Source organism: Streptomyces sp. NPDC059787, assembly GCF_042732315.1.
GTDB lineage: Bacteria > Actinomycetota > Actinomycetes > Streptomycetales > Streptomycetaceae > Streptomyces > Streptomyces atrovirens.
This window is the reverse complement of sequence record NZ_JBHWHX010000019.1, coordinates 80,747-104,316: the sequence shown is the minus strand read 5'-3', so window position 1 is coordinate 104,316 and position 23,570 is coordinate 80,747. Positions and strand designations below refer to the sequence as shown.

At 73.4% G+C, this 23,570-nt stretch carries 22 protein-coding genes and 1 pseudogene; 15 read left to right on the top strand and 8 right to left on the bottom strand.

Going from position 1 to position 23,570, the window contains the following annotated elements:
• Positions 1-144: 144 nt before the first annotated feature.
• Positions 145-504 (bottom strand): ArsR/SmtB family transcription factor, encoded by a 360-nt coding sequence (locus ACFV5H_RS19895; RefSeq protein ID WP_385045101.1) that lies wholly within the window; start codon positions 502-504, stop codon positions 145-147.
• Between the two features lie 126 nt (positions 505-630).
• Between ACFV5H_RS19895 and ACFV5H_RS19890 the strand changes: the two genes are divergently transcribed.
• The gene (locus ACFV5H_RS19890) at positions 631-1,710 is read left to right on the top strand and encodes an NADH:flavin oxidoreductase/NADH oxidase (protein ID WP_385045104.1); all 1,080 of its coding nucleotides are present in this window, start codon (positions 631-633) and stop codon (positions 1,708-1,710) included.
• A 198-nt stretch (positions 1,711-1,908) separates the two neighbouring features.
• The gene (locus ACFV5H_RS19885) at positions 1,909-2,706 is read left to right on the top strand and encodes a pectate lyase (protein ID WP_385045107.1); all 798 of its coding nucleotides are present in this window, start codon (positions 1,909-1,911) and stop codon (positions 2,704-2,706) included.
• Between the two features lie 73 nt (positions 2,707-2,779).
• Here ACFV5H_RS19885 and ACFV5H_RS19880 read toward each other — a convergent pair whose 3' ends face one another.
• Entirely contained in the window at positions 2,780-3,538 is a 759-nt protein-coding gene (locus ACFV5H_RS19880; RefSeq protein WP_385045109.1) for a PaaX family transcriptional regulator C-terminal domain-containing protein, read from the bottom strand.
• A 72-nt stretch (positions 3,539-3,610) separates the two neighbouring features.
• Here ACFV5H_RS19880 and ACFV5H_RS19875 point away from each other — a divergent pair, with 72 nt between their 5' ends.
• The 5 genes and pseudogenes from ACFV5H_RS19875 to ACFV5H_RS19855 all read left to right on the top strand — a co-directional run bounded on the left by ACFV5H_RS19875 (position 3,611) and on the right by ACFV5H_RS19855 (position 9,317).
• Positions 3,611-5,290, top strand: a complete 1,680-nt coding sequence (locus ACFV5H_RS19875; protein WP_385045111.1) for an acyl-CoA dehydrogenase family protein — start codon at positions 3,611-3,613, stop codon at positions 5,288-5,290.
• A 90-nt stretch (positions 5,291-5,380) separates the two neighbouring features.
• A pseudogene (locus ACFV5H_RS19870) lies at positions 5,381-6,536 on the top strand (WD40/YVTN/BNR-like repeat-containing protein).
• A gap of 91 nt (positions 6,537-6,627) precedes the next feature.
• Complete coding sequence (locus ACFV5H_RS19865) at positions 6,628-7,305, top strand: uracil-DNA glycosylase (RefSeq protein ID WP_344562036.1); 678 nt, start codon at positions 6,628-6,630, stop codon at positions 7,303-7,305.
• Entirely contained in the window at positions 7,302-8,309 is a 1,008-nt protein-coding gene (locus tag ACFV5H_RS19860; RefSeq protein WP_385045114.1) for an N-acetylglucosamine kinase, read from the top strand. Before ACFV5H_RS19865 ends, ACFV5H_RS19860 begins: the two co-directional genes overlap by 4 nt.
• Positions 8,310-8,393: 84 nt before the next feature.
• The gene (locus ACFV5H_RS19855; protein ID WP_385045117.1) at positions 8,394-9,317 is read left to right on the top strand and encodes a sirohydrochlorin chelatase; all 924 of its coding nucleotides are present in this window, start codon (positions 8,394-8,396) and stop codon (positions 9,315-9,317) included.
• 82 nt (positions 9,318-9,399) lie between these two features.
• Here ACFV5H_RS19855 and ACFV5H_RS19850 read toward each other — a convergent pair whose 3' ends face one another.
• Together ACFV5H_RS19850 and ACFV5H_RS19845 are read right to left on the bottom strand one after the other, a co-directional pair.
• Positions 9,400-10,428 carry a lactonase family protein gene (locus ACFV5H_RS19850; protein ID WP_385045119.1) on the bottom strand — a complete coding sequence of 343 codons (1,029 nt, stop codon included), beginning with the start codon at positions 10,426-10,428 and terminating at the stop codon, positions 9,400-9,402.
• Positions 10,429-10,522: 94 nt separating this feature from the next.
• The gene (locus ACFV5H_RS19845; protein WP_385045122.1) at positions 10,523-12,010 is read right to left on the bottom strand and encodes an FUSC family protein; all 1,488 of its coding nucleotides are present in this window, start codon (positions 12,008-12,010) and stop codon (positions 10,523-10,525) included.
• A gap of 206 nt (positions 12,011-12,216) precedes the next feature.
• Here ACFV5H_RS19845 and ACFV5H_RS19840 point away from each other — a divergent pair, with 206 nt between their 5' ends.
• From ACFV5H_RS19840 to ACFV5H_RS19825, 4 genes are all read left to right on the top strand, one after another.
• Positions 12,217-12,693, top strand: a complete 477-nt coding sequence (locus tag ACFV5H_RS19840; protein ID WP_385045125.1) for an Lrp/AsnC family transcriptional regulator — start codon at positions 12,217-12,219, stop codon at positions 12,691-12,693.
• Positions 12,694-12,713: 20 nt separating this feature from the next.
• Positions 12,714-13,409: an HAD family hydrolase gene (locus tag ACFV5H_RS19835; protein ID WP_385045128.1), complete on the top strand. Its 696-nt coding sequence runs from the start codon at positions 12,714-12,716 to the stop codon at positions 13,407-13,409.
• Positions 13,410-13,539: 130 nt separating this feature from the next.
• Complete coding sequence (locus tag ACFV5H_RS19830; protein WP_385196274.1) at positions 13,540-16,356, top strand: beta-L-arabinofuranosidase domain-containing protein; 2,817 nt, start codon at positions 13,540-13,542, stop codon at positions 16,354-16,356.
• 91 nt (positions 16,357-16,447) lie between these two features.
• Complete coding sequence (locus ACFV5H_RS19825) at positions 16,448-17,197, top strand: DUF4142 domain-containing protein (protein ID WP_385045133.1); 750 nt, start codon at positions 16,448-16,450, stop codon at positions 17,195-17,197.
• A gap of 5 nt (positions 17,198-17,202) precedes the next feature.
• Here the strand turns inward: ACFV5H_RS19825 and ACFV5H_RS19820 are convergent, their stop codons facing one another.
• On the bottom strand, positions 17,203-17,943 hold the full coding sequence (locus ACFV5H_RS19820) for a LysR family transcriptional regulator substrate-binding protein (RefSeq protein WP_385196272.1): 741 nt from the start codon (positions 17,941-17,943) through the stop codon (positions 17,203-17,205).
• A gap of 58 nt (positions 17,944-18,001) precedes the next feature.
• Between ACFV5H_RS19820 and ACFV5H_RS19815 the strand changes: the two genes are divergently transcribed.
• On the top strand, positions 18,002-18,400 hold the full coding sequence (locus tag ACFV5H_RS19815) for a DUF5997 family protein (protein ID WP_385045139.1): 399 nt from the start codon (positions 18,002-18,004) through the stop codon (positions 18,398-18,400).
• Between the two features lie 100 nt (positions 18,401-18,500).
• Complete coding sequence (locus ACFV5H_RS19810) at positions 18,501-18,989, top strand: hypothetical protein (protein WP_073934862.1); 489 nt, start codon at positions 18,501-18,503, stop codon at positions 18,987-18,989.
• On the opposite strand, the gene ACFV5H_RS19805 is transcribed toward ACFV5H_RS19810, so the two are convergent.
• Positions 18,955-19,278, bottom strand: coding sequence for a hypothetical protein (locus tag ACFV5H_RS19805; protein WP_385045142.1), 324 nt, complete (start codon positions 19,276-19,278; stop codon positions 18,955-18,957). The two genes, ACFV5H_RS19810 and ACFV5H_RS19805, sit on opposite strands and share 35 nt — an antisense overlap.
• Positions 19,279-19,552: 274 nt before the next feature.
• Between ACFV5H_RS19805 and ACFV5H_RS19800 the strand changes: the two genes are divergently transcribed.
• A complete protein-coding gene (locus ACFV5H_RS19800; protein WP_385045145.1) occupies positions 19,553-20,626 on the top strand; it encodes a MerR family transcriptional regulator in 1,074 nt (357 codons plus the stop codon).
• A 25-nt stretch (positions 20,627-20,651) separates the two neighbouring features.
• Here ACFV5H_RS19800 and ACFV5H_RS19795 read toward each other — a convergent pair whose 3' ends face one another.
• Together ACFV5H_RS19795 and ACFV5H_RS19790 are read right to left on the bottom strand one after the other, a co-directional pair.
• A complete protein-coding gene (locus ACFV5H_RS19795; protein ID WP_385196270.1) occupies positions 20,652-21,899 on the bottom strand; it encodes a cation:proton antiporter in 1,248 nt (415 codons plus the stop codon).
• Positions 21,900-21,903: 4 nt separating this feature from the next.
• Entirely contained in the window at positions 21,904-22,374 is a 471-nt protein-coding gene (locus tag ACFV5H_RS19790; RefSeq protein ID WP_030865659.1) for a cation:proton antiporter regulatory subunit, read from the bottom strand.
• A gap of 280 nt (positions 22,375-22,654) precedes the next feature.
• Between ACFV5H_RS19790 and ACFV5H_RS19785 the strand changes: the two genes are divergently transcribed.
• Complete coding sequence (locus ACFV5H_RS19785) at positions 22,655-23,494, top strand: universal stress protein (protein ID WP_385196267.1); 840 nt, start codon at positions 22,655-22,657, stop codon at positions 23,492-23,494.
• Positions 23,495-23,570: the final 76 nt, after the last annotated feature.

Genomic DNA, 23,570 nt, shown 5'->3' with positions numbered 1-23,570 from the left:
GCCGCGACCCCACGGCCGGCCCGCGACCGCACAGGGGCGTCGACGATCACCAGCGCGTGAGGGCCGAACGCCAACGGACACCGGCCCCCGCAAGCCCCTCGGAGCCGAGGGCCCCGGCGGGCGAGCCCCCGGGTGGGGGACGGGTCAGTCGGGGGTGCGGCGGGTGGACTGGTGGGCGGCGGCGGTGAGCAGGCAGTCGAGGAGGCCCGGGAAGAGGTCGTCCAGATCGGACCGGCGCAGGCCGTTCATCTTGGCGGTGCCCTCGTAGATCTGCCGGATCACGCCGCTCTCGCGCAGCACCCGGAAGTGGTGCGTGGTGGTGGACTTGGTGACCGGCAGGTCGAACTGCGAGCAGGTCAGCTCGACACCTCCGGCGGCGAGTTCGCGGACGATCCGCAGCCTTACGGGGTCGGAGAGCGCGTGCAGCACGCCCTCCAGCCGGATCTCCTCGCGCGCCGGATGCGGCAGATCGCGGCTGCTGGGTGCGGGGGCGGCGGTCGTCACGGCGGCTCCAGGTACGGTCCGGGAAACCTCATTGTACGAAAGACATCGTAGTTTGACATCTCCCGTACTACGATGCCTATCGTACGATCCGATCCCTCCTCTGGTCCCCGCCGAACGGAGCCCGCCGTGAGCACGCTGTTCCAGCCCTACACCCTGCGCGACGTGACCATCCCCAACCGGGTGTGGATGCCGCCGATGTGCCAGTACTCGGCCGCGCCCGAGGGGCCCGGGACCGGCGCGCCCGGCGACTGGCACTTCGCGCACTACGCGGCCCGCGCGGCCGGCGGCACGGGCCTGATCGTCGTCGAGGCCACCGCCGTGTCACCGGAGGGCCGGATCTCCCCGTACGACCTCGGCATCTGGAACGACACCCAGGTGGAGGCGTTCCGCCGGATCACCCGCTTCCTCGTGTCGCAGGGCACCGTCCCCGCCGTCCAGCTCGCGCACGCCGGACGCAAGGCGTCGACCGAACGGCCCTGGAAGGGCGGCGCGCCCGCCGGGCCGGACGCCCACGGCTGGCAGCCGGTGGCTCCGAGCGCGGTCGCCTTCGACGAGCGGCACCCGGTGCCGGACGAGCTGTCCGTCGAACAGATCCACGAGATCGTCGAACAGTTCCGTGCCGCCGCGCGCCGCGCGCTCGCCGCCGGGTTCGAGATCGCCGAGATCCACGGCGCCCACGGCTATCTGATCAACGAGTTCCTGTCCCCGCACTCCAACCACCGCACCGACGCCTACGGCGGCTCGTACGAGAACCGGACGCGGTTCGCGCTCGAGGTGGTGGACGCCGTCCGCGAGGAGTGGCCGGACGACAAGCCGCTGTTCTTCCGCATTTCGGCCACGGAGTGGCTGGAGGAGTCCGGCTGGACCCCGGACGACACCGTCCGCTTCGCCTCCGAGCTGCACGCCCACGGCATCGACCTGCTCGACGTCTCCACCGGCGGCAACGCCTCCGGCGTCCGCATCCCGACCGGGCCGGGCTACCAGGTCCCCTTCGCCGCGCGGGTGCGGAACGAGACGCCGATGCCGGTCGCCGCCGTGGGTCTGATCACCGAGGCCGAGCAGGCGGAGAAGATCGTGGCCAACGGCGAGGCGGACGCGGTGCTCCTCGGCCGCGAGCTGCTCCGCAACCCTTCGTGGGCCCGGCACGCGGCCCGTGAACTGGGCGGCGAGGTCCATGTGCCGGACCAGTACCACCGCTCGGTCTGAGCCCGCACCGCCACCGGCGTCGGCCTTTCCTGGCCGAATGTGATCGCCGCGAGGCGTTGACTAGAAAGCGCTTACCCCATACGTTTCCCGTTCAGCAGCGTGACCCGCTCACGTCAACGAACCGGGCATGCCGCGCACCATCACGAACGTCGTTCACGTACCTGGCTCGCACCCCCACACCACGACAGAAGGAACGACATGACTTCCGCGAAACGACCACGCGCCCGCGCACTGACGGGCGCACTCGCCACCCTGGGCCTCTCCATTGGCATGGTCATGACTACCGGCGCCTCCTCGGCGAGCGCCGCCACCTGGCCGACCGCCAACGGCAGCCAGGGCGTCTCCTCCACCATCTCCGTGTCCGGCACCAAGGACTACGGGATGAAGCGCCTGTACGGCACCGGCGACCTGGGCTCCGGCAGCCAGGACGAGGACCAGGGCCCGATCCTGGAACTGGCGGACGGCGCGGTCCTGAAGAACGTCATCCTGGGCGCCCCCGCGGCCGACGGCGTCCACTGCAAGGGCTCCTGCACGCTGCAGAACGTCTGGTGGGAGGACGTCGGCGAGGACGCCGCCACGTTCAAGGGCAAGTCGTCGGGGTCGGTCTACACCGTCAGCGGCGGCGGCGCCAAGGAAGCCAGCGACAAGGTGTTCCAGTTCAACGGCGCCGGAACGCTGAACGTGTCGAACTTCGCGGTCAAGAACTTCGGCACCTTCGTCCGCTCCTGCGGCAACTGCTCCACGCAGTACAAGCGGACGATCAACCTCAACACCATCGAGGTGAACTGGAAGGGCAGCAGGCTCGCCGGCATCAACACCAACTACGGCGACAGCGCGACCCTGCGGAACATCACGATCATCGGGGACAGCAGCAAGAAGATCGTCCCCTGCCAGAAGTACATCGGCAACGACGACGGCGACGAGCCGAGCAGCAACGGCTCGGGCCCCGACAGCACGTACTGCAAGTACTCGTCGTCCGACATCACCTACCGGTAAGCCCCCCACGGGTGACGGCCGTACGAGACGTCCCGCGCGGCGTCTCGTACGGCCGACCGGCCCCTGTACGCCTTCACGCGCCGCCCACACGGGAACGCACCTCCCCCGTCAGCTCCCGCCGGTACTCCCCGTAGGCGGACCGCAGAGCGTCGCCCGGCCAGTCGGCGGGCAGCAGGGCGGGGGGCAGGACGGGGTCGGCGAGCAGATGACGTACGACGGCGGCGAACGCGGTGAGCCGCTCGGCGGGGCGAGTGGCGCGGCCGACGTGGCCGAGGAGCGCGCGGGCCGTACCGGACCAGGCGTCCAGCGGCCACAGACGCGCGGCAAGCTCGCGGGCGGGCCGGTCGGGGCGGGCCGTGCAGCGCTCGGCCACCTCGTCGAGAGCGGCGGGCAGACCGCGCTCCAGATTGGCGGGACGCAGCCACGCCCCCTCACGGAGTTCGGCGAGCCGGAGGGCGGCCAGCCGGGCGCGCAGGTCCGCGCGTTCGGCGGGGCCCCGGCCCGTCGCGGTGATCACCACCAGCTCCCAGTCGCCGTCCCACACGCGCGTGCGCGGCTCCACGGACTCGTCCTGGCGGCGCTGGCGTTCGAGCAGCCGGTCGCTGAGCCGGTAGCCGGCGTCCGTGCGCCGCAGGTCACCGGCGGCGACCATCCGGCTGAGCGCCGCGCGGAGCGTGGACCCGCCGACGTCGAAGCCCTCCACGAGCCGCCCGAGCTCCCTCGCCGACAGCTCCGGCGGGTGCGTACCGAGCAGCAGGCTCAGCACGACCGACCGCGCGGACAGCGGGCGCGGTCGGGGGTCGTCCGGTGCCGCCGGGTCGTTCCTCCGCATGGGGCCGTACTCTACGACGCCGATCATGTTGCATGATTGCTGCGGCTGTACGAATAGTGCAACACTCGCCGTATGGTCACCACCTTCGCGGACGAGCAGCGGCAGGACTCCGGCGCACCCGGCGGCGCCACCCACGACGTCACCAATCAGCCCCCTCCCCTGGCCCCCTACGACGCCTCCGACGACACCGCCCTGCTGGAAGGGCTGCGGCGGGAGGGCGCCGGCTGGGCCGAGGAGGAGCTGCGCCGGGTCGGCAGGCTGGCGGGCAGCGCGCAGGTGCAGGAGTGGAGCGACCAGGCCAACCGCCACGAGCCCGAACTGCGCACCCACGACCGGTACGGGCACCGCGTCGACGAGGTGGAGTTCCACCCGAGCTGGCACCACCTGATGCGCGCGGCCGTCGCCGAGGGGCTGGCCGCCGCGCCCTGGGCGGACGACCGGCCCGGCGCCCATGTCGTCCGTACCGCCAAGGGACTCGCGTGGGGACACACCGAGGCGGGGCACGGCTGCCCGACGTCCATGACGTACGCGGCGGTGCCCGCCCTGCGCCGGCAGCCGGAGCTGGCGGCGGTGTACGAGCCGGGGCTGACCAGCCGGGAGTACGAGCCGGGCCTCGGTGTGCCGGCCGGGAAGCGCGGTCTGCTGGCCGGCATGGGGATGACGGAGAAGCAGGGCGGTTCCGACGTCCGGACCAACACCACGTCGGCCGCTCCGACCGCCGAGCCGGGCGTGTACACCCTGCGCGGCCACAAGTGGTTCACGTCGGCGCCGATGTGCGACGTGTTCCTGGTGCTGGCGCAGGCCCCGGGCGGGCTGTCGTGCTTCCTGGTGCCGCGTGTGCTGCCCGACGGCACCCGCAACACGTTCCGCGTCCAGCGGCTGAAGGACAAGCTGGGCAACCGCTCCAACGCCTCCTCCGAGCCCGAGTTCGACGGGACCGTCGCCTGGCTGGTCGGCCCGGAGGGGCAGGGTGTGAAGACCATCATCGAGATGGTCAACTGCACCCGGCTGGACTGCGTGATGATGTCGGCGGCGCTGATGCGCAAGACGCTGGTGGAGGCGGGCCACCATGTGCGGCACCGCAGCGCGTTCGGGGCGCGGCTGGTGGACCAGCCGCTGATGCGCAACGTGCTGGCCGACCTGGCACTGGAGTCCGAGGCCGCCACGACCCTCACCCTGCGCCTGGCCGGAGCGGCCGACCGCGCGGTGCGCGGGGACGCCGGGGAGGCCGCGTTCCGGCGGATCGCGACGGCGGTCGGCAAGTACTGGGTCACCAAGCGGGGCCCGGCCTTCACCGCCGAGGCCCTGGAGTGCCTGGGCGGCAACGGCTACGTCGAGGACTCCGGGATGCCCCGGCACTACCGTGAGGCCCCGCTGCTGTCGATCTGGGAGGGCTCGGGGAACGTCAACGCCCTCGACGTGCTGCGGGCGCTCGGCCGGGACACGGCCACCGCGCGGGCGCTGTTCGACGAACTCGCCCTGACGCGCGGGGCGGACGCCCGGCTGGACGCGGCCGTGGCCGGGCTGAAGGACCAGCTGGCCGAGGGGTCCCAGGCGGGCGCCCGGCGGCTGGTGGAGCGGATGGCCCTGACCCTCCAGGGCTCCCTCCTCGTCCGGTACGCCCCGCCCGCCGTCGCCGACGCCTTCTGCGCGACGCGGCTGGGCGGCGACTGGGGACACGCCTTCGGCACCCTGCCCGCGACGGCCGGCCTGGACGCGATCCTCGGCCGCGCGCTGCCGGACGGCGGCTGACCCCGCCGTCCGGCCACCGCGCACGGTCGTCCCCGTACCCGTCCGCACAGGTCCCGGCCTGTGACGACGCCGATCCGGGGGTGGCTGTCAGTGGTGGGGTGCAGACTGGCCGGTGTCCTGGATCGAGGGCGTCGACGAAGACGTCGCGGAGGTGGTCGGCATGACCGAGGTACTGCTCGCCGTGGGCACCCGCAAGGGCCTGTTCATCGGGCGCCGGCGAGGTGACGCCTGGGAGTTCGACGAAAGTCCCTACTTCAACGCGCAGGCCGTGTACTCGATCGCCATCGACACCCGTGGCGCGAGCCCGCGGCTGCTGGCCGGCGGGGACAGCGCGCACTGGGGCCCCTCGGTGTTCCACTCCGACGACCTGGGCCGGAGCTGGACCGAACCGGCCCGGCCCGCCGTCAGGTTCCCCGAGGACACGGGGGCTTCGCTGGAGCGGGTCTGGCAGCTGCACCCGTCCGAGGCCGAGCCGGACGTGGTGTACGCGGGGACGGAACCGGCCGCGCTGTACCGCTCGGAGGACCGCGGGGAGACCTTCGAACTGGTCCGGCCGCTGTGGGAGCACCCCACGCGGGCGAAGTGGGTGCCGGGTGGCGGCGGTGAGGGCCTGCACACCGTGCTGACCGACGCCCGTGATCCGCGGGCGGTGACGGTGGCCGTCTCGGCGGCGGGCGTGTTCCGCACCCTGGACGGCGGCGCGAGCTGGGTCCCGTCCAACTCCGGGGTGTCCGCGGTGTTCCTGCCGGATCCGAATCCGGAGTTCGGGCAGTGCGTGCACAAGGTCGCCCGGGACGCGGCGAACCCGGACCGGCTGTATCTGCAGAACCACTGGGGTGTGTACCGCAGCGACGACGCGGGCGGGCGCTGGACGGACATCGGCGAGGGCCTGCCGTCGACGTTCGGCTTCACGGTGGTGGCCCATCCCCGTCGCGGTGACACGGCGTACGTGTTCCCGATCAACGCCGACTCCGACCGGGTGCCGGCCGACCGGCGCTGCCGGGTCTTCCGGACGGCGGACGCGGGCAGGAGCTGGGAGGCGCTCACGGCGGGGCTGCCGCGGGAGGACCACTACGGCACGGTGCTGCGCGACGCGATGTGCCACGACGGCGCGGACCCGGCGGGCGTCTACTTCGGCAACCGCAACGGCGAGGTGTACGCGTCCGCCGACGACGGCGACAGCTGGCGGCAGCTGGCGTCGCATCTGCCGGACGTGCTGTGCGTACGGGCGGCGGTCGTCGCATGAACCACCTGGACCACATGAACGGTATGAGGGCCCCGTCCGGTCCTGGCCACTGGTTGATCTCCGCCGCCGTCACGGCAGTAAGGTGACGCCCGTGGCACCACGACCCTTGAATGAGATCGTCGAAGCGGGCTGGGCGAAGGCCCTGGAGCCGGTGGCCGAACGGATCGCCGGAATGGGGGACTTCCTGCGCGCGGAGATCGCCGCGGGACGCACCTACCTCCCGGCCGGAGCGAACGTCCTGCGCGCCTTCCAGCAGCCCTTCGACGAGGTACGCGTCCTGATCGTCGGACAGGACCCTTACCCCACACCGGGACACGCGGTGGGACTGTCGTTCTCGGTCGCGCCCGAGGTGCGGCCGCTGCCGGGCAGCCTCATCAACATCTTCCGGGAGCTGAACACCGACCTGGGACTGCCCCAGCCGTCGAACGGCGACCTCACGCCGTGGACCCAGCAGGGCGTGCTGCTGCTCAACAGGGCGCTGACGACGGCCCCGCGCAAGCCGGGCGCCCACCGCGGCAAGGGCTGGGAGGAGGTCACCGAGCAGGCGATACGGGCCCTGGCCGGCCGGGGCAAGCCCCTGGTCTCCGTCCTGTGGGGACGGGACGCCCGCAACTGCCGTCCGCTGCTGGGCGATCTGCCCGCGGTGGAGTCGGCCCACCCGTCGCCGATGTCCGCCGACCGCGGTTTCTTCGGCTCCCGCCCGTTCAGCCGGGCCAACGACCTGCTGATCCGCCAGGGCGGCCAACCGGTGGACTGGCGCCTGCCGTGACCGGGCCCGGTTTCCTCGCCGTGGACTCCGGGGGCTCCGGTCTGCGGGTCGTCGTCGGGGCCGGTGGGCGCGGGCCGCTGGCCCGGGGCGCCTCCGGGGAACCGGTGCGGACGGGGGCGCGGGGTCTCGACCCGGGGCACCTCATGGAGCAGCTGGTCCCGATGGCGCGGGCCCTGTGCGCGGAGGCCGGGGTCGAAGGGCCGGCGGCGGCCGTCGTCGGGGCCGCCGGGCTGGCCGGTCTGGGGGACGCGCTGCGCGCGGAGCTGCCGGGGGCGCTCGGCCGTGAGCTGGGTGTGCGGCGGCTGGTGCTGGCCGCCGACGCCGTCACCGCGTACGTCGGTGCCCTCGGGGCGCGGCCCGGTGCCGTGATCGCCGCCGGTACGGGGGTGATCGCGGTCGGCACCGATCTGACCGGCTGGCGCCGGGCGGACGGCTGGGGGCATCTGCTGGGCGACTGCGGCGGCGGCGCCTGGATCGGGCGGGCCGGGCTGGAGGCGGCGCTGCGCGCGCACGACGGGCGGGAGGGCGGCTCCGCGCGGCTGCTGGCGAGCGCCGAGGACCTGTTCGGCCCGGTGGCCGGGCTGCCCGGCCGGCTGTATCCGCGGACCGACCGGCCGGCCGTGCTCGCCTCCTTCGCACCCCGGGTGGGCGAGTGCGCGGCCGACGGTGATGCCGTCGCCGTGGCGGTGCTGCGGGCCGCGGCCCGGCACATGGCCGGCTCCGCCGCGGCCGTGTGCCCGGCGGGGGGCGAGCCCGTGGTCGGTCTCACCGGTGGTCTGTTCCGGATGGGTGCCGTGCTGCTCGACCCCCTGGGCGAGGAGCTGGCCGAGCGGCTGCCGGGGGCGCGTCGGATCATGGCCGAAGGGGACCCCCTGCACGGGGCGGTCCGCATCGCGGAGGACCTCACCGCCGGCTCGTTCACCCTTCCGGGCGACGAGAAGATGCTGTACATGACGGGTCCGGCAGGTGAGGACGTCACCCGCGCGGCCGACGTCCGTACGTAACTCATCAGACAAAACCGGACGGATACCGCTCACCCGCACCCTCCCCGAACAGGGGAGCCCGGGAAACCACTAACATGCGGCAACATGAGCACCCCCACTGGGCCCGCGTCCGGCCTGCCAGTACGAATGCCGCGCCCCCGTCAGCCGGGGCGGCACCGCCGTCCCGAGCCGCTGGTGGCTCCCGAGGACGCGCCCGCGCTCGTCCTCGCCGTGCCGGGTGCGCCCAGTAGTGCCACCCGCTCGCTCGCCGACGAGGTCGTGAGCATCGCCCGTTCCGAGCTGCCCGGTCTGGACGCCCGGATCGGCTACCTCGACGGTGACGACGAGGAGTTCCCGACGCTGCGGTCCGTCCTCGCGTACGCGGCCGAGGAGCGCACCGCCCGCTTCGAGCAGGCCCGCGCCGCCGGCCTGGACGTCAAGGAGCCCGACGGCCCCGTCGCCGTCGTCGTGCCGCTGCTCGCCGGTCCGGACAGCGCGCTGCTGCGCCAGGTCCGCCAGGCCGTGATGGACAGCCGTGTCGCCGCCGAGCTGACCGATGTGCTGGGCCCGCACCCGCTGCTCGCCGAGGCGCTGCACGTGCGGCTGTCCGAGGCCGGTCTGGCCCGCGCCGACCGTGCCCGTCTGTTCACCGTGGCGACCGCGGCGGACGGCATCATCCTGGCCTCCGTGGGCGGTGACGAGGCGGTGCAGGCGGCCGGGATCACCGGCATGCTGCTCGCCGCGCGCCTCGCCGTGCCGGTGATGGCGGCGGCCCTGGACCAGGAGGGTTCCATCGCCTCCGTGGCCGAGCAGCTGCGCGGCTCCGGTTCGCAGCAGCTGGCACTCGCGCCGTACCTGATCGGCCCGGAGATCGACGCGAGCCTGATCGAGGAGGCCGCGAAGGAGGCGGAGTGCTCCGCCGCCGAGGCGCTCGGCCCGTACCCGGCGATCGGCAAGCTGGCGCTGGCCAAGTACACGACCGCGCTGGGCATCGCCCCGCAGCAGGCGCAGAGCACCCCGGCCCACTGACCCGGCCGGCTCCCGCACGACGCCGAAAGGGCCCGCTCCACGCACCGGAGCGGGCCCTTCGTCGTGTCTCTTCGGGCTCCGGTCAGCCGGTGACCACGCAGGACGCCGCGGGCACCGGGACCGAGCCGACGCGCCGCGGCACTCCCGTGTCCGGGTCGAGCGCGAACCAGGTCACGTCCCCGGAGCGTTCGTTGGCGACGTACAGGACGCCGTCGGAGACGGTGACCGCGCGGGGCCAGTGACCGCCGCAGGGGACGGTGGTGAGCGGGGTCAGCGCCTTGCCCTCCCCCTCGACCGCGAACACCGACAGGACGTCCTCGCCGCGGGTCGCGGTCCACACGAAGCGGCCGTCGGGCGAGACGGCCACCCCGGACGGATAGGCGTCGCCGGCCGGGACACCGGGCAGGACCGGGATCTCGGCGAGCGGTCCGAGCGCGCCGTCGGCGGCGTCCCAGCGGCAGACGACGAGGGTGGGGCTGAGTTCGTTGAGGACGTACGCGTACGCCCCGTCCGGGTGGAAGGCCAGGTGCCGCGGGCCCGAGCCGGGGCGCAGGGCGATCTCCCGGTGCGGTGCGAGCACGCCGCCGGCCAGGGTGCAGACCCGTACCGAGTCCGTGCCGAGGTCGACGCCGACCGCCCAGCGGCCGCTCGGGTCGGGCTGCACCTGGTGGGCGTGCGGGCCCTGCTGGCGCTGCGGATGAGGGCCGGAGCCGCTGTGCCGGAACACCCCGGACACCGGCGCGAGACCGCCGTCGGGGCGGACGGGGACGACGCTGACGCTGCCGGAGCCGTAGTTCGCGGTGAGGACGTGTCCGGCGAAGAGGCTGAGGTGGGTCGGCCCGCTGCCGTCCACCCGCACCTGGCGCCCGGCCGGCCGCGGCCCGTCCGCGGTCACACGGAACGCGGCCACGGTGCCCTCGGCCGTCTCGCTGACCGCGTACAGCATGCGGCCGTCGGGCGAGAGGGCCAGGTAGGACGGGTCGGGTACGACGTCCACGGTGCTCAGGACGGTCAGCGCGCCGCTGCCGGGGGTGACGGCCGCGGTGACGATGCCCGGGCCTCCCGCCGCCGTGAACGACCCGATGAACGCCCGCCGTCTGCCGTCCGCCACGGCTTTCCCCTCTCGTCCGATGCCGACCGGGGCGACGGTAGCAGTCGATCACGCCAGGTCTAGACCAAAGGCCCGCCCGGTGCGTCCGCGCGCGTCAGGCCCCGACCAGCGGGGAGCCGGACGGCGCCCGCAGCGGCGCGGCCAGCTCGGCGAGGGCGCGTTCCAGACCGTGCAGATGGGCCAGGGCGGGTTCCGTCCCGGCCGGGGAGGTCCGTACGGCGATGTCCCGGCCGCCGGTGAGCGCCTCGACGGCGGCCTCGACGCGCCAGCAGGCGGCGGCCAGCCGGGCGTCGTGCGAGGCCTCCGGGTCGGCGGCGACGGCGACGAGGCCGCGGATCTCCCGGGCGCAGTCGTCGAGCAGGGCGAGCACCCGCCGGGCGCGCCGCTTGCGGCCGAACATGGGGTTCAGCGGATGCACCAGCGGGGCGACCGAGAGTCGCACCCGGGCGAGCAGCTGTTCCAGCTCCGCCACCACCGGCGCCGGGTCGGCGTCCGCGGTCCCGGCCAGCCGTGCGGCCGCCTGAGCGGTGCACGCGTGGACGCAGCGCAGGGCCCGCTGGATCCAGGCGTCGGTGATGCTGTGCGTGGTCACGGGCAGGACGAACGCCACCGCCAGCACGGCGCCGAGCGCGCCGACGGCGGTCTCCACGAGCCGGAGTGCCAGCAGATCGGGGGTGAGCACGCCCAGCAGGCCGTAGAGCATGGCGGCGAGCACCGTCACCCAGAGCATCATCCAGGTGTAGGACACGGCGGCCGTGTAGAAGATGCCGAAGACGGCGACGGCGACGACCAGTGCGGTCAGCGGCCCGTCCCCGTGTGCGGGGACGGCGACGAAGAGCGCGAGTCCGATGCCGATGACGGTGCCGAGCACCCGGCGGAAGCCGCGTACCAGGGTCTCGCCGCGCGAGGTGGTGTTGACGAAGACCCACCAGGTGGCGCCGACGGCCCAGTACCAGCGCTGCCCGGACACCAGTTGGCCCACGACCAGGGCGAAGCCCGCGCCGGCGGTCGCCTGGACCGCCTGGCGGGTGGTCACGCGGGCCAGCCCGGTGCCGGCGGGCGGCGCCGGTACGACGGCCGGGGGCAGCCGGCGCTCGTAGCACCACAGACCGAAGCGCACCGTGGCGGCGGCGAGCACGGACAGCAGGACGGAGGCGTACAGCTCGGGGAGCTGGGCGGTCCTCGCGTGCAGGAACTGCGCCACGAAGTAGGTCATGAACGCGAAGACGCCGAGGCTGTGACCACGTGGGCCCCAGCGCCGCGCGTACACGCCGAGTCCGACCACGGCGAGGAAGGCGAGGTCACGGGCGACCGGGTGGTCGTGCAGCACGGCCGCGGCGGCGAGCACCGGCAGGCCGACGGCGGGCAGCAGCGCCGTGGTGACGGCCTGCCCGCGGACGGTGGCGTCGGTGACGGTGAACAGGGCGAGCAGCGCGGCGAGCCCGCCGGTGACGGCACCGGTGAGCGAGTGCCCGGCCGGCCCGCAGACGACGACGGCCAGCCCGATGCCGAGCACGGCCCGCGCCGCGAAGCGCAGCCGGATCCGGCCCGGGTCCGGAGCCATGAACACCCTCTTCAGCACGTACCGCCCCCTGGGAACTCGTTGGTGTGCGCCGTGGCACGAAAAAGGCGCCGCGGGGTCCGCAGCGCCATCGACCCCTCCATATCAGCATCTCTTCCACCAGTGGCTCAACCGACTCCCGTGGGAGTGAGCCATTGGTACAGTGTTCGCGGCATTCCTACGGCCGCCGAAGTGCCAATGGCCGATACGGGGACACTTCGGATCTCATGGCCGTGGACGAGCTCGACACCCGCATCCTGCGGCTGCTGCTGGAGCAGCCGCGCACCAGCGTGCGGGAGTACGCCCGCATCCTCGGGGTGGCCCGCGGCACTCTCCAGGCCCGGCTGGACCGGATGGAGCGCGAGGGCGTGATCACCGGTACCGGCCCCGCCCTCTCCCCCGCCGCGCTGGGCCATCCCGTCCTCGCGTTCGTGCACATCGAGGTCACCCAGGGGCACCTGGACGAGGTGGGTGACGCGCTGGCCGCCGTACCGGAGATCGTCGAGGCGTTCTCCACCACGGGCGGCGGCGATCTGCTGGCCCGGGCGGTGGCGCGCGACAACACGCACCTGGAGGACGTGGTCCAGAAGCTGATCAGCCTGCCCGGCGTGGTCCGCACCCGCACCGAGGTGGCGCTGCGCGAGCGCGTCCCGCACCGGCTGCTGCCGCTGGTGGAGTCGATCGGCCGGACGGCACGGAAGTGAATCCTGTCATCCTGGACCCCATGAGCACACTCGGCACCCTCTCGGTCGTCTTCGATCTCGACGGAACGCTCGTGGACAGCGAGCCGAACTACTACGAGGCGGGCCGGCGGACCCTCGCCGAGTACGGGGTGCCGGACTTCTCCTGGGCCGAGCACGAGCGCTACGTGGGGATCAGCACCCGGGAGACGCTCGCCGACTGGCGGGAGCGGTACGGCCTGTCCGCCCCGGTGGAGGAGCTGCTCGCGGTCAAGGACCGCCATTATCTGAAGCTGGCCGGCGCCTCGACGCGGGTGTACCCGGAGATGCGGGCGTTCGTCGAGCTGCTGGCGGCCGAGGGCGTGCCGATGGCCGTGGCCTCCGGTTCCTCGCCCGTCGCCATCGGGGCGATCCTGGCCGGCACGGGCCTGGACGCGTATCTGCGCACCGTCGTGTCGGCCGACGAGGTGGCGCGGGGCAAGCCGGCCCCGGACATCTTCCTGGAGGCGGCCCGCAGGATCGGAGCGGACCCGGCCGACTGCGTGGTGGTCGAGGACGCGGCCCCGGGCGCCGCGGCGGCGCACGCGGCCGGGATGCGCTGTATCGCCGTCCCCTATGTCGCCGCCCAGGCCGACGCCCCCGAGTTCGCCACCGCCGGTCTGCTGCTGCGCGGCGGACAGGCGGAGTTCACGGCGCGGGCCGCGCACGCCTGGCTGACGGACTCCGCCCGGCGCTCCTGACCGGCTCCCGCCGTCCGCGGCAAACGTCCGGAACCGATCGCTCCCGCACCGTTGACGCCTTTCCGTCCCCTCCCTATCGTCTGGTCGATTGTTCGTACAGTGTTCGTGATACCGAACAGAGGAGCATTCCATGGCACGGCCCCTCTCCAGACGAACCCTCTTCCAGGCAGCCGCCCTGACGGCGACCGCGGTCTCCGCCGCGACCACCGGGCGCGCCGTCGCCGCACCCGCCGCGCCGGCCGCCGCTTCCGGTGTGCCCGCGGCGTGGACCGTACGGCCGTTCGGGCTGGAGGACGTGACGCTCGGGCCGGGCGTCTTCGCCGGCAAACGGCGGCTGATGCTCGACCACGCCCGTGGCTACGACGTCAACCGGCTGCTCCAGGTCTTCCGCGCCAACGCCGGCCTGTCCACCCGGGGCGCGGTCGCGCCCGGCGGCTGGGAGGGGCTGGACGGAGAGGCCAACGGCAATCTGCGCGGCCACTACACCGGCCATTTCCTGACCATGCTGGCGCAGGCGTACCGCGGCACCGGCGAGCAGGTCTTCGCGGACCGGATCGCGACCGCGGTCGGGGCCCTGACCGAGGTCCGGGAGGCGCTGCGCCGCGCCCCGGCCGTGCTGAGCGTGGAGGGACGGTTCGGCCGCGCGGCGGAGAACGTGCGCGGCTCGTACCGCTACGTGGACCTTCCGGCGGCCGTTCTCGCCGGCTCCCCCGCACTCACCCTGTCCGCGTGGGTGCGCCCCGCGCACGACGCCGCCTGGGCCAGGATCTTCGACTTCGGCGACGGCACCACCCGCTATCTGTATCTGGCCGCCCGCAACGCGAACGGGGTGCCGCGGTTCGCCGTCACCACCTCGGGGCCGGGCGGCGAGCAGGGCCTCGACGGCACCGCGCCGCTGCCGGTCGGCGAGTGGAGCCATCTGGCGGTGACCCTCGCCGACGGCACCGGCACCCTCTACGTCAACGGCACCGCCGTGGCCCGGAGCACGGCCGTCACGCTGACCCCGGCCGTGCTCGGCACCCTCACCAACAACTGGCTGGGGCGCTCGAACTTCCCCGCCGATCCGGTGTTCGCGGGCGCGTTCGAGGACGTCGACGTGTTCTCCCGGGCGCTGACCGCCGACGAGATCACGGAGCTGCAGGGCCGCCGTGCCGCCGACGCCTCGGCCGGCCGGGGCGATCTGGCGTCGTACGCCTTCGACGAGACGGCCGGGGCGACGTTCGCCGACGCCTCCGGCCGGGGCCTGGACGCCACCCTGCGCCGCACCTGGGGCGCGCCCAGCCATCCCGGCTTCCTCGCCGCGTACCCGGAGACGCAGTTCATCGAACTGGAGTCGATGACCGGCAGCGACTACACCCGCGTGTGGGCGCCGTACTACACCGCGCACAAGATCCTCAGAGGGCTGCTGGACGCGTACCTCGCCACGGACGACGACCGGGCGCTCGATCTCGCGTCCGGCATGTGCGACTGGATGCACGCGCGGCTGTCCGTGCTGCCGGCGGCCACCCTGCAGCGGATGTGGGGACTGTTCTCCAGCGGGGAGTTCGGCGGCATCGTCGAGGCGATCTGCGACCTGCACGCGATCACCGGGCGGGCCGAACACCTCGCTCTCGCCAAGCTGTTCGACCTGGACCGGCTCATCGACGCCTGCGCGGCGAACACCGACATCCTCGAAGGACTCCACGCCAACCAGCACATCCCGATCTTCACGGGTCTGGTGCGGCTGCACGACGAGACGGGCGAGGAGCGCTACCTCACGGCCGCGAAGAACTTCTGGGGCATGGTCGTACCCCACCGGATGTACGCGATCGGCGGCACCAGCAGCGGCGAGTTCTGGAAGGCCCGCGACGTGATCGCGGGCACGGTCACCGACACCACCGCCGAGACGTGCTGCGCGTACAACATGCTCAAGCTGAGCCGGACGCTGTTCTTCCACGAGCAGGACCCGGCGTACATGGACTACTACGAGCGGACCCTGTTCAACCAGGTGCTCGGCTCCAAGCAGGACCGGCCGGACGCGGAGAAGCCGCTGGTCACCTACTTCATCGGGCTGACGCCCGGCCATGTGCGCGACTACACGCCCAAGCAGGGGACGACCTGCTGCGAGGGCACCGGCATGGAGAGCGCCACCAAGTACCAGGACTCGGTGTACTTCGCGAAGGCCGACGGGTCCGCCCTGTACGTCAACCTCTACAGCGCCTCCCGGCTGACCTGGGCCGAGAAGGGCGTCACGGTCACACAGACCACCCGCTACCCGGAGGAACAGGGCAGCACGCTCACCATCGGCGGCGGCCGGGCCTCCTTCACCCTGCTGCTGCGGGTGCCGTCCTGGGCGACCGCGGGCTTCCGGGTGACCGTCAACGGGCGTGCCGTGCCCGGCGCTCCGGTCCCCGGCCGCTACTTCGGCGTCTCGCGGACCTGGCGCGAGGGTGACACTATACGGATCTCCGTGCCCTTCCGGCTGCGGGTGGAGCGGGCCCTCGACGACCCTGCCCTGCAGGCCCTGTTCTACGGTCCGGTCAACCTGGTCGCCCGCCGGCCGGGGCCGGACGCCGTGCGGTTCGGGCTGTACGGCAACGCCGGCCTCTCCGGCGATCTGCTGCCCTCCCTCACCCCGGTCCCGGACAAGCCGCTGCACTACACGCTGGACGGCATCGAGCTGGCACCCTTCGCGGAGGGGACCGAGGACCCGACGCACGCCTACTTCCGGCGCTCGGAACCGCGTGTGATCTTCGGCACGTCCGACTCCGGAGTCGCCAACCCGGCCCGGAGCGACGGCACGACGCTGCTCGACGAGATCTGGGCCGGGGCGCCCTTCCGCGGCAAGGGAGCACTGGTGACACGGGTGCGATCCGCCGTGGACGCCTGGGTGTCCGAGGGGCTGCTGAGCCGCGCGGACGGCGACAAGGTGGTGAGTACGGCACAGAGGGCCGCTTACGCCGACTGAGGCGGCCGGAAATTCTTTCCCGAGCGGTGATTGTCTCGCGCCTGGCGTCCGTACTTCCTGCTGTTGGGCCGTTCACATCCCAGGAGGCACGATGCGCATCTCGCGCAGCACGGCAGGAACCGCGTTCGTGGGCGGAGCCATGATCCTCACCCTCACCGCGCTCGCCTATCCCACCATGCTGGGCGTACAGAACACATCGACCAAGCCGGACCGGGTGGTGGCCAACACGAACTACGGCCCGCTGACCGAGGCGGACCGCGACTTCGTGGTGAAGGTGCGCGCGGCGGGGCTGTGGGAGCACCCGCTGGGGCTGCTGGCGATGGAGCGGGGGACGACGCCGGAGATGAAGGAGGCGGGCGAGCACCTGGTCGTCGGTCACGGCCGGCTCGACGCGTCCTGCCGCAAGATCTCCCTGGAGCTCGGCATCACGCTGCCGAACCAGGCGTCACCGCAGCAGCAGGGGTTCGTGGAGACCGTGAAGTCCACCGGCGGCAAGGAGTTCGACTCCACGGCGGTGAACATCATGCGCGTGACGCACGGGCAGATCTTCCCCGCCATCGCCAACATCCGGGCCAACACCAGGAACACCCTGGTCCGGCAGCTGGCCGACCAGGCCAACGACACGGTGCTCGACCACATCACGGTGCTGGAGAAGACGGGGCTGGTCAATCACGAGCAGGTCAACTTCCAGCAGACCAGCCCGCCCAAGATGCCGCAGGAGCAGGTGACTCCGCCGGCTCCGCAGGCGGGTGCGCCGGTCCTCGTGCTGGAGATCCCCAAGGGGCTGGAGGACCTCAACACGGCGTCCCCGGCGCCGTCACCGTCCCCGACGGTCAGGTAGCCGGGTCAGGACCTGCGGCGGGGCTTGCCCCGCCGCGGGTTCTTCGCCGTGCCGCCGGTTCCTCCCCGGCGACCGCGGCCGGCCGGCTGCTGCCGGGCGGTGGGTGCGGGCTTCTTCGCCGGTGCCGGCTGCCGTGTGCGGCCCCTGGTGCTGTTGACGGTCCGGCCCCGGACGATCCCGATGAAGTCCTCCACCCGGTCCGTCGTCGCCGCCTCGGGCCAGGACAGCGCCACGCTCGACCCGGGAGCCCCTTCGAGCGGCCGGTGGGTGAGGTCCTTGCGGTGGTGCAGCCGGGCGAGCGACAGCGGTACGACGAGCACACCGATCCCGGCCGCGACGAGCTCGATCGCGTCGGCGGTGGTGGCGGGGCGTTCGAGGGCGGGCCGTCCGGGCAGGCTCTCCCAGGTGAGCACGGAGTCGAGCGGGTGCAGCACGATGTCGTCGGCCAGGTCCTCCAGGGACACCGCGTCGGCCGCCGTGACGAGGTGGTCCTTGGGCACCACGACGACCGTCTGCTCGGTGTAGAGGGGGATCGCGCTGAGGACCGTACGGTCGACGGGCAGCCGGACGAGGCCCGCGTCGGCGTCACCGCCCAGCAGCAGCCCCTGCGCCGCCTGGGCGGGGACCTGCGTGAGGGTCAGCGGGACGTCGGGCAGCCGCTCGTTCCAGACACGCACCCATTTGTCGGGCATCACACCGGGTACGTACACGAGCCGGAACGAGGGGGACACTTCCGAGCCTGTCACCTGGCCAGGTTACCGGCCGTGGTCGGCGGCCGTGCACACGCTCGATACCCTGGACGTCATGACGCAGCACCAGAGCACCCAGACGATGAAGCCCGCGACCGCGGCGAAGAAACTGGGTGTGTACCTCGACGCCACCCCCGCCGACTTCCGGGACGGTGTCGTCTCACGCGCCGAGCTGAACGCGCTCCAGGCGGACCCGCCGCAGTGGCTGCGGGACCTGCGGCGCGACGGCCCCCACCCCCGCCCGGTGGTCGCGGCGAAGCTGGGCGTGTCCATCGCCGGTCTCGCGCGCGGCGGGGTCACCGAGGCCCTCACCACCGAGCAGATCGAGGCGCTGAAGGAGGAGCGCCCCGAGTGGCTGGAGCGGGAGCGCGCCACCCAGGCCGGGGTCCGCAAGGAGGCGGCCCGGCTCAAGAAGCGGGACGCGGAGCGCGCGGAAGACGACGACACCCCCTAAACGCCAGCCCGCGCCACCCTTCCGGTGGATAGAAATATCTACCAGCATGTCCGTACCGCACGCGCCCGCAGCGGCGCAGCCGACCGTGCCCGGGGTGGACATGCACAGCGCCATGTGGAAGCAAGCCGTCGAGTGGCTGGCCGCGGCGGCCACGGACCCGCAGGAGTGCAAGCGCGAGTGGGACCACGGCAAGGGCACGGCGCTGCTCGCGGCGGGCCGGTACTGGGACGTGCTGAGCGTGCCCGACCGGCTCGGGCTGCTCGCCCTGGACATCCTGTGGCGCGACCCCCTGAAGGTGCCCGGGCCCACGCTGGTGGACGTCACGGCCCGCAGAGTGGGTTTCTTCCTGCCGCCCGACCCGGCCAGCGAGTGGGTCGGCTTCGGGGTGCGGCACGTGGGCCGTGGGTCCTGGGTCGCCGTACCGCCGCCGTACCGGCCGGCCGGGCGTCTGGAGTGGCTCGTCCCGCCGGACGGCACCGGCACCCTGCACGCCCCCGGCCCGCTCGAACTGGCGCTGCGCGGGGCGACCGGCACGCTCGCCGTGCTGGCGCCGGTCAGCGCGGAGCCGGCGGGTCCGGAGGGCTGGTGAGTTCCTCTCCGGTGTCCTCGTCGGCGTCCTCGGCGGACGGCCGCAGCAGGGGCACCGGGACGGGGAAGGGCACGGGCAGCACCGTCGCGCGCTCGCCGACCGTGGCGGCGGCGAAGGAGGCCCACAGGCCGTCGCGGTGCTCCGGGACCGTGTACCCCTTGGCCCGCCACTCCGCGACGAGGGCCGTGTAGATCGGCGTATGACCGCCGTACCCGCTGGTGAGTTCGGCGTACAACCGGCCCGCGGCGTCGTGCCCGAGAAGGCGCCGCGCCGTCTCAGTGCTGTCCATGCCGGTCCAACGCGCCCCCGTGCGCCGGTGGTACGCCGGTGGCCGCAGGTCCGCCGGGTCGGGTGAAGCCGTCACCCGTACAGCCGTACGCGGGGCGGAGCTCCGCCCTGGACCCCCTCGGTGGGCGGCCGGTTCGCCGTGCTCGCGGGTTCCACGGTCGTCGCGCTCGGCCTGCTGCCGGGGTGCTGGTCAAGCGTGACCTGGGGGGCTTCTTCCTCTCGGGGTTGACCCTCGACCTGGTCGAGGGATCAGGGTCGCGGGTGTGGAGAGCGAGATGCGCAGCATTGGTGAGATGGCCCGGGACAGCGGGCTGGGCGTGAGTGCCCTGCGGTTCTACGACCGTGCCGGTGTCCTGGTCCCCGACCGGGTGGACCCGGTCAGCGGCTACCGCTGGTACGCCCCCGGGCAGCTGGACGAGGCCCGGCTGCTGGCCCGGCTGCGCCGGGCCGGGATGCCGCTGGCCGACATCCGGCTGGTGCTGGCCGGCTGGACGGGCGCCGACACCGATCTCGTACGACAGCTCCTCCAGGCGCACTTGCGCCGGCTGGAGCAGGGGCTGTCCGATGCCCGCGCCGAGTTCTCCGCGCTCCGAGCCCTACTCGACCACAAGGAGAACCCCATGACCTCGCTCCGCACCGACACCGCCGTACGGCTGTCCCTCTCCGGCCCCGGGCTGGCCGCCGCGCTGGACGCGGTCCGGTTCGCGGCCGGCACCGACCCGGAGCTGCCCGTGCTCGGCGGGATCCACTTCGACGTCGAGGGCGACGCGCTGCACCTGGTGGCCACCGACCGGTACCGGATGGCCGTGGCGCGCACCGCCGCCGACGGGCACGACGGGTCCCGCGTCCAGGTCACCGTGCCCCTTCCGCTCGCCGACGCGATGCGGGCGCTGCTGGACGGGGAGGGACAGGTCCGGCTCGCCGTGGACGGTGACCGCGTGACCCTGGAGGCCGGGGACCGGCAGACGGCCGGCCAGTGCCTCGGCCACGACTTCCCCGACTACCGGCGCCTCGTCCGCCTCCCGGCCGGGCGGCGCGCCCTGGTGGACGTGCCGGCCTTCCGGGAGGCGGTGCTCACGGGTCCCGTCCGCGCGGACGGGGACGCCGGGTGCCGCGAGCTCACCGTGCTGCGGGTGGCGGAGGACGGCTCGGTCGCCCTGGCCGGGGACGGCGCCGACGGCCGGGACCTCGTCGCCGTCGACCGCGCGTTCCTGCTGGACGCCCTCGCCGCCGGGTCCGGCGACCGGCTGGTCCTCGAGTTCGGCGCCCCCACGGCGCCCCTGACGATCCGCCGGCCGGACGACGGGGACACGTTCTCGCTCCTGATGCCGGTGCGGCTGGAGAACTAGGGCCCCTGGGGCCGGCCCGGGCGGCTCAGCGTTCGGGACGGCTCTCGTCCACCGGTTCCAGCGTCTCCGCGGCCGGCGCCATGGCCCGTGCGGGCACGGTGTCGGCGGAGGCGGTGCGCCGGGCGGTCAGGCGCAGCGCGATGGGCTCGGTGTAGCGGGCCGTGAGCGGGCCCAGGACGACCAGGACCAGGACGTACGCCGTGGCCAGCGGGCCGAGGTCCGGTTCGATGCCGGCGGTGACCGCGAGACCGGCGATGACGATGGAGAACTCGCCGCGGGCGACCAGGGTGCCGCCCGCCCGCCAACGGCCCTTGGGGGAGATCCCGGCCCGGCGGGCGGCCCAGTAGCCGGTGGCGACCTTCGTCAGCGCGGTGACGACGGCGAGCGCGAGGGCGGGCAGGATCACCGGCGGGATCGACTGGGGGTCGGTGTGCAGGCCGAAGAAGACGAAGAACACGGCGGCGAACAGGTCCCGCAGCGGCGCCAGCAGGTTGTGCGCGCCCTCGGCGACCTCCCCGGACAGGGCGATGCCGACCAGGAACGCGCCCACGGCCGCCGAGACCTGCAGCTGCTGGGCGAGCCCCGCGACGAGCAGGGTCAGGCCCAGCACCACCAGCAGCAGCTTCTCCGGGTCGTCGCTGGAGACGAAGCGGGAGATCACCCGCCCGTAGCGGACGGCGACGAACAGCACGAGTCCGGCGACACCCAGCGCGATGGCCAGCGTCACGCTGCCCGCGGCGAGGCTGACGCCGGCCAGCAGGGCGGTAATGATCGGCAGGTAGACCGCCATGGCCAGGTCCTCGAGCACCAGGATGCTGAGGATGACCGGGGTCTCGCGGTTGCCGAGCCGTCCGAGGTCGCCGAGGACCTTCGCGATGACGCCGGAGGAGGAGATCCAGGTGACGCCGGCCAGCACCACCGCGGCGACCGGGCCCCAGCCGAGCAGCAGGGCCAGGGCGGCACCGGGCAGGGCGTTGAGCGCCATGTCGACAAGGCCGGCCGGGTACTGGGTCTTGAGGTTGGAGACGAGGTCGCTGGCCGTGTACTCCAGGCCGAGCATGAGCAGCAGCAGGATGACGCCGATCTCGGCGCCGATCGCGACGAACTCCTCGCTCGCGCCGAGCGGCAGCAGCCCGCCCTCGCCGAAGGCGAGGCCGGCCAGCAGGTAGAGGGGGATCGGGGAGAACTGGAGGCGTCCGGCGAGGCGTCCCAGCAGGCCGAGCCCGAGGATGATCGCACCGAACTCGATCAGGAAGACAGCGGAAGAGTGCACGCGCTCACTCCCGACCGAGTATCTCGGCGGCGGCGTCGATGCCCTCGCGGGTGCCGATCAGGATCAGCGTGTCACCACCGGCCAGCCGGAAGTCCGGCGCGGGGGACGGTATCGCCTCGGCGCGCCGCAGCACGGCCACGATCGAGGCACCCGTGTCGGTGCGCATCCGGGTGTCGCCCAGCAGCCGGCCGTTCCAGTGGGAGACGGCGGACAGTTCGATGCGCTCGGCGACCAGCCCCAGGTCGGTGGTGTGCAGCAGGTTGGGGCTGTGGTGCGCGGGCATGAGCGCGTCGATCAGCGCGGCCGACTCGGCGACGGTCAGCCGCATCGAGCGGGCGCAGGCGTCCGGGTCGTCGGAGCGGTAGACGTTGACCGTGCGGGCACCGTCCCGGTGCGCGATCACGGACAGGTGCTCGTGCTCACGCGTGGTGAGGTCGTATTTCACGCCGATGCCCGGCAGCGGCGTGGCGCTCATCCGTGGAGCAGGCACAGCCCGTCCCCTTCCCGGTTCTCTTGTCGATGTCGTCCGATGCGGGGAGGCCGGCCGTGCCGTCGGACGGCACGGGTGATCCACCCCCACAGGGGCAATGGTGCCATCCCGCCATTCGGCCGGAACATGGGTGTTGTCACGGATGGACAGAGGGCGCGACGGAGCCGAGGATTTCCGGGGAGACCGTATCGCCGCAGGTCGGAAGGGTGAGTACGCGCTCTCGCCCGTGGGTACCCGGAGGAACCGCCGGGGACGGGAGCGAGTGGTGAACGACACGGTGGTCGTAGGAGTGGACGGTTCGCCGTCCAGTCTCGCCGCGGTCGACGTCGCGGCGCACGAGGCCCTGCTGCGCGGCGCGCGGCTGCGGATCGTGCACGCGTTCAGCCGCCCGGCCGATCTCGACCCGATGATCCACGGCGTTCTGGCGGGGGCCGAACAGCGTGCCCGCGACCGTGCGCCGGGGCTGGAGGTGGCCAGGACCGTGGCGTCCGGTGAGACGCTGACGGTGCTGCGGAGCGAGTCGCGGCACGCGGTGCTGACGGTGGTCGGCGGGCGGGGCCGCGGTGGGTTCGGGGATCTGCTGCTGGGCTCGACGGTCGTGCAGCTGGCCGCGCACGGGCACGGTCCGCTGATGGTGGTCCGCGGTCGTCCCGGCCCCGAGGGGCCCGTGCTCCTCGCCGTGGACGGCTCGCCGGCCGGGGCCGCGGCGACGGACTTCGCCTTCGCCGAGGCCGCGCTGCGCGGGGCGCCGCTGGTCGCGACGCATGTGTGGAACACCTGGAGCGAGCCGACGCCGTACGAGGGTCCCGCCGATCCGCTGAACGTGGTGGTGGATCTCGACCGGCTCCGTGAGCGGCACCAGCGACTGCTGGAGGAGGCGGTGGCGCCGTGGCGGGAGGGAGCCCGTCCCGGGGCCGCCGTGGAGCTGCGCCTGGAACGGGCGCGGGTGCGGCACACGCTGCTCGACGCGAGCCGGGAGGCCCAACTGGTGGTGGCCGGGGCCCGCGGTCACGGCGGCTTCACCGGGATGCTGCTCGGTTCGGTCAGCCAGGCACTGCTGTATCACGCCGACTGTCCCGTCGCCGTCGTCCGCGGCACGGAGTGAAGGGGCACGGAGTGAAGGGGCGCGGAGCGAAAGGGTGTCCCCGCTCCTCGCGGGGGCTTCCTCGTCACGGCACGAT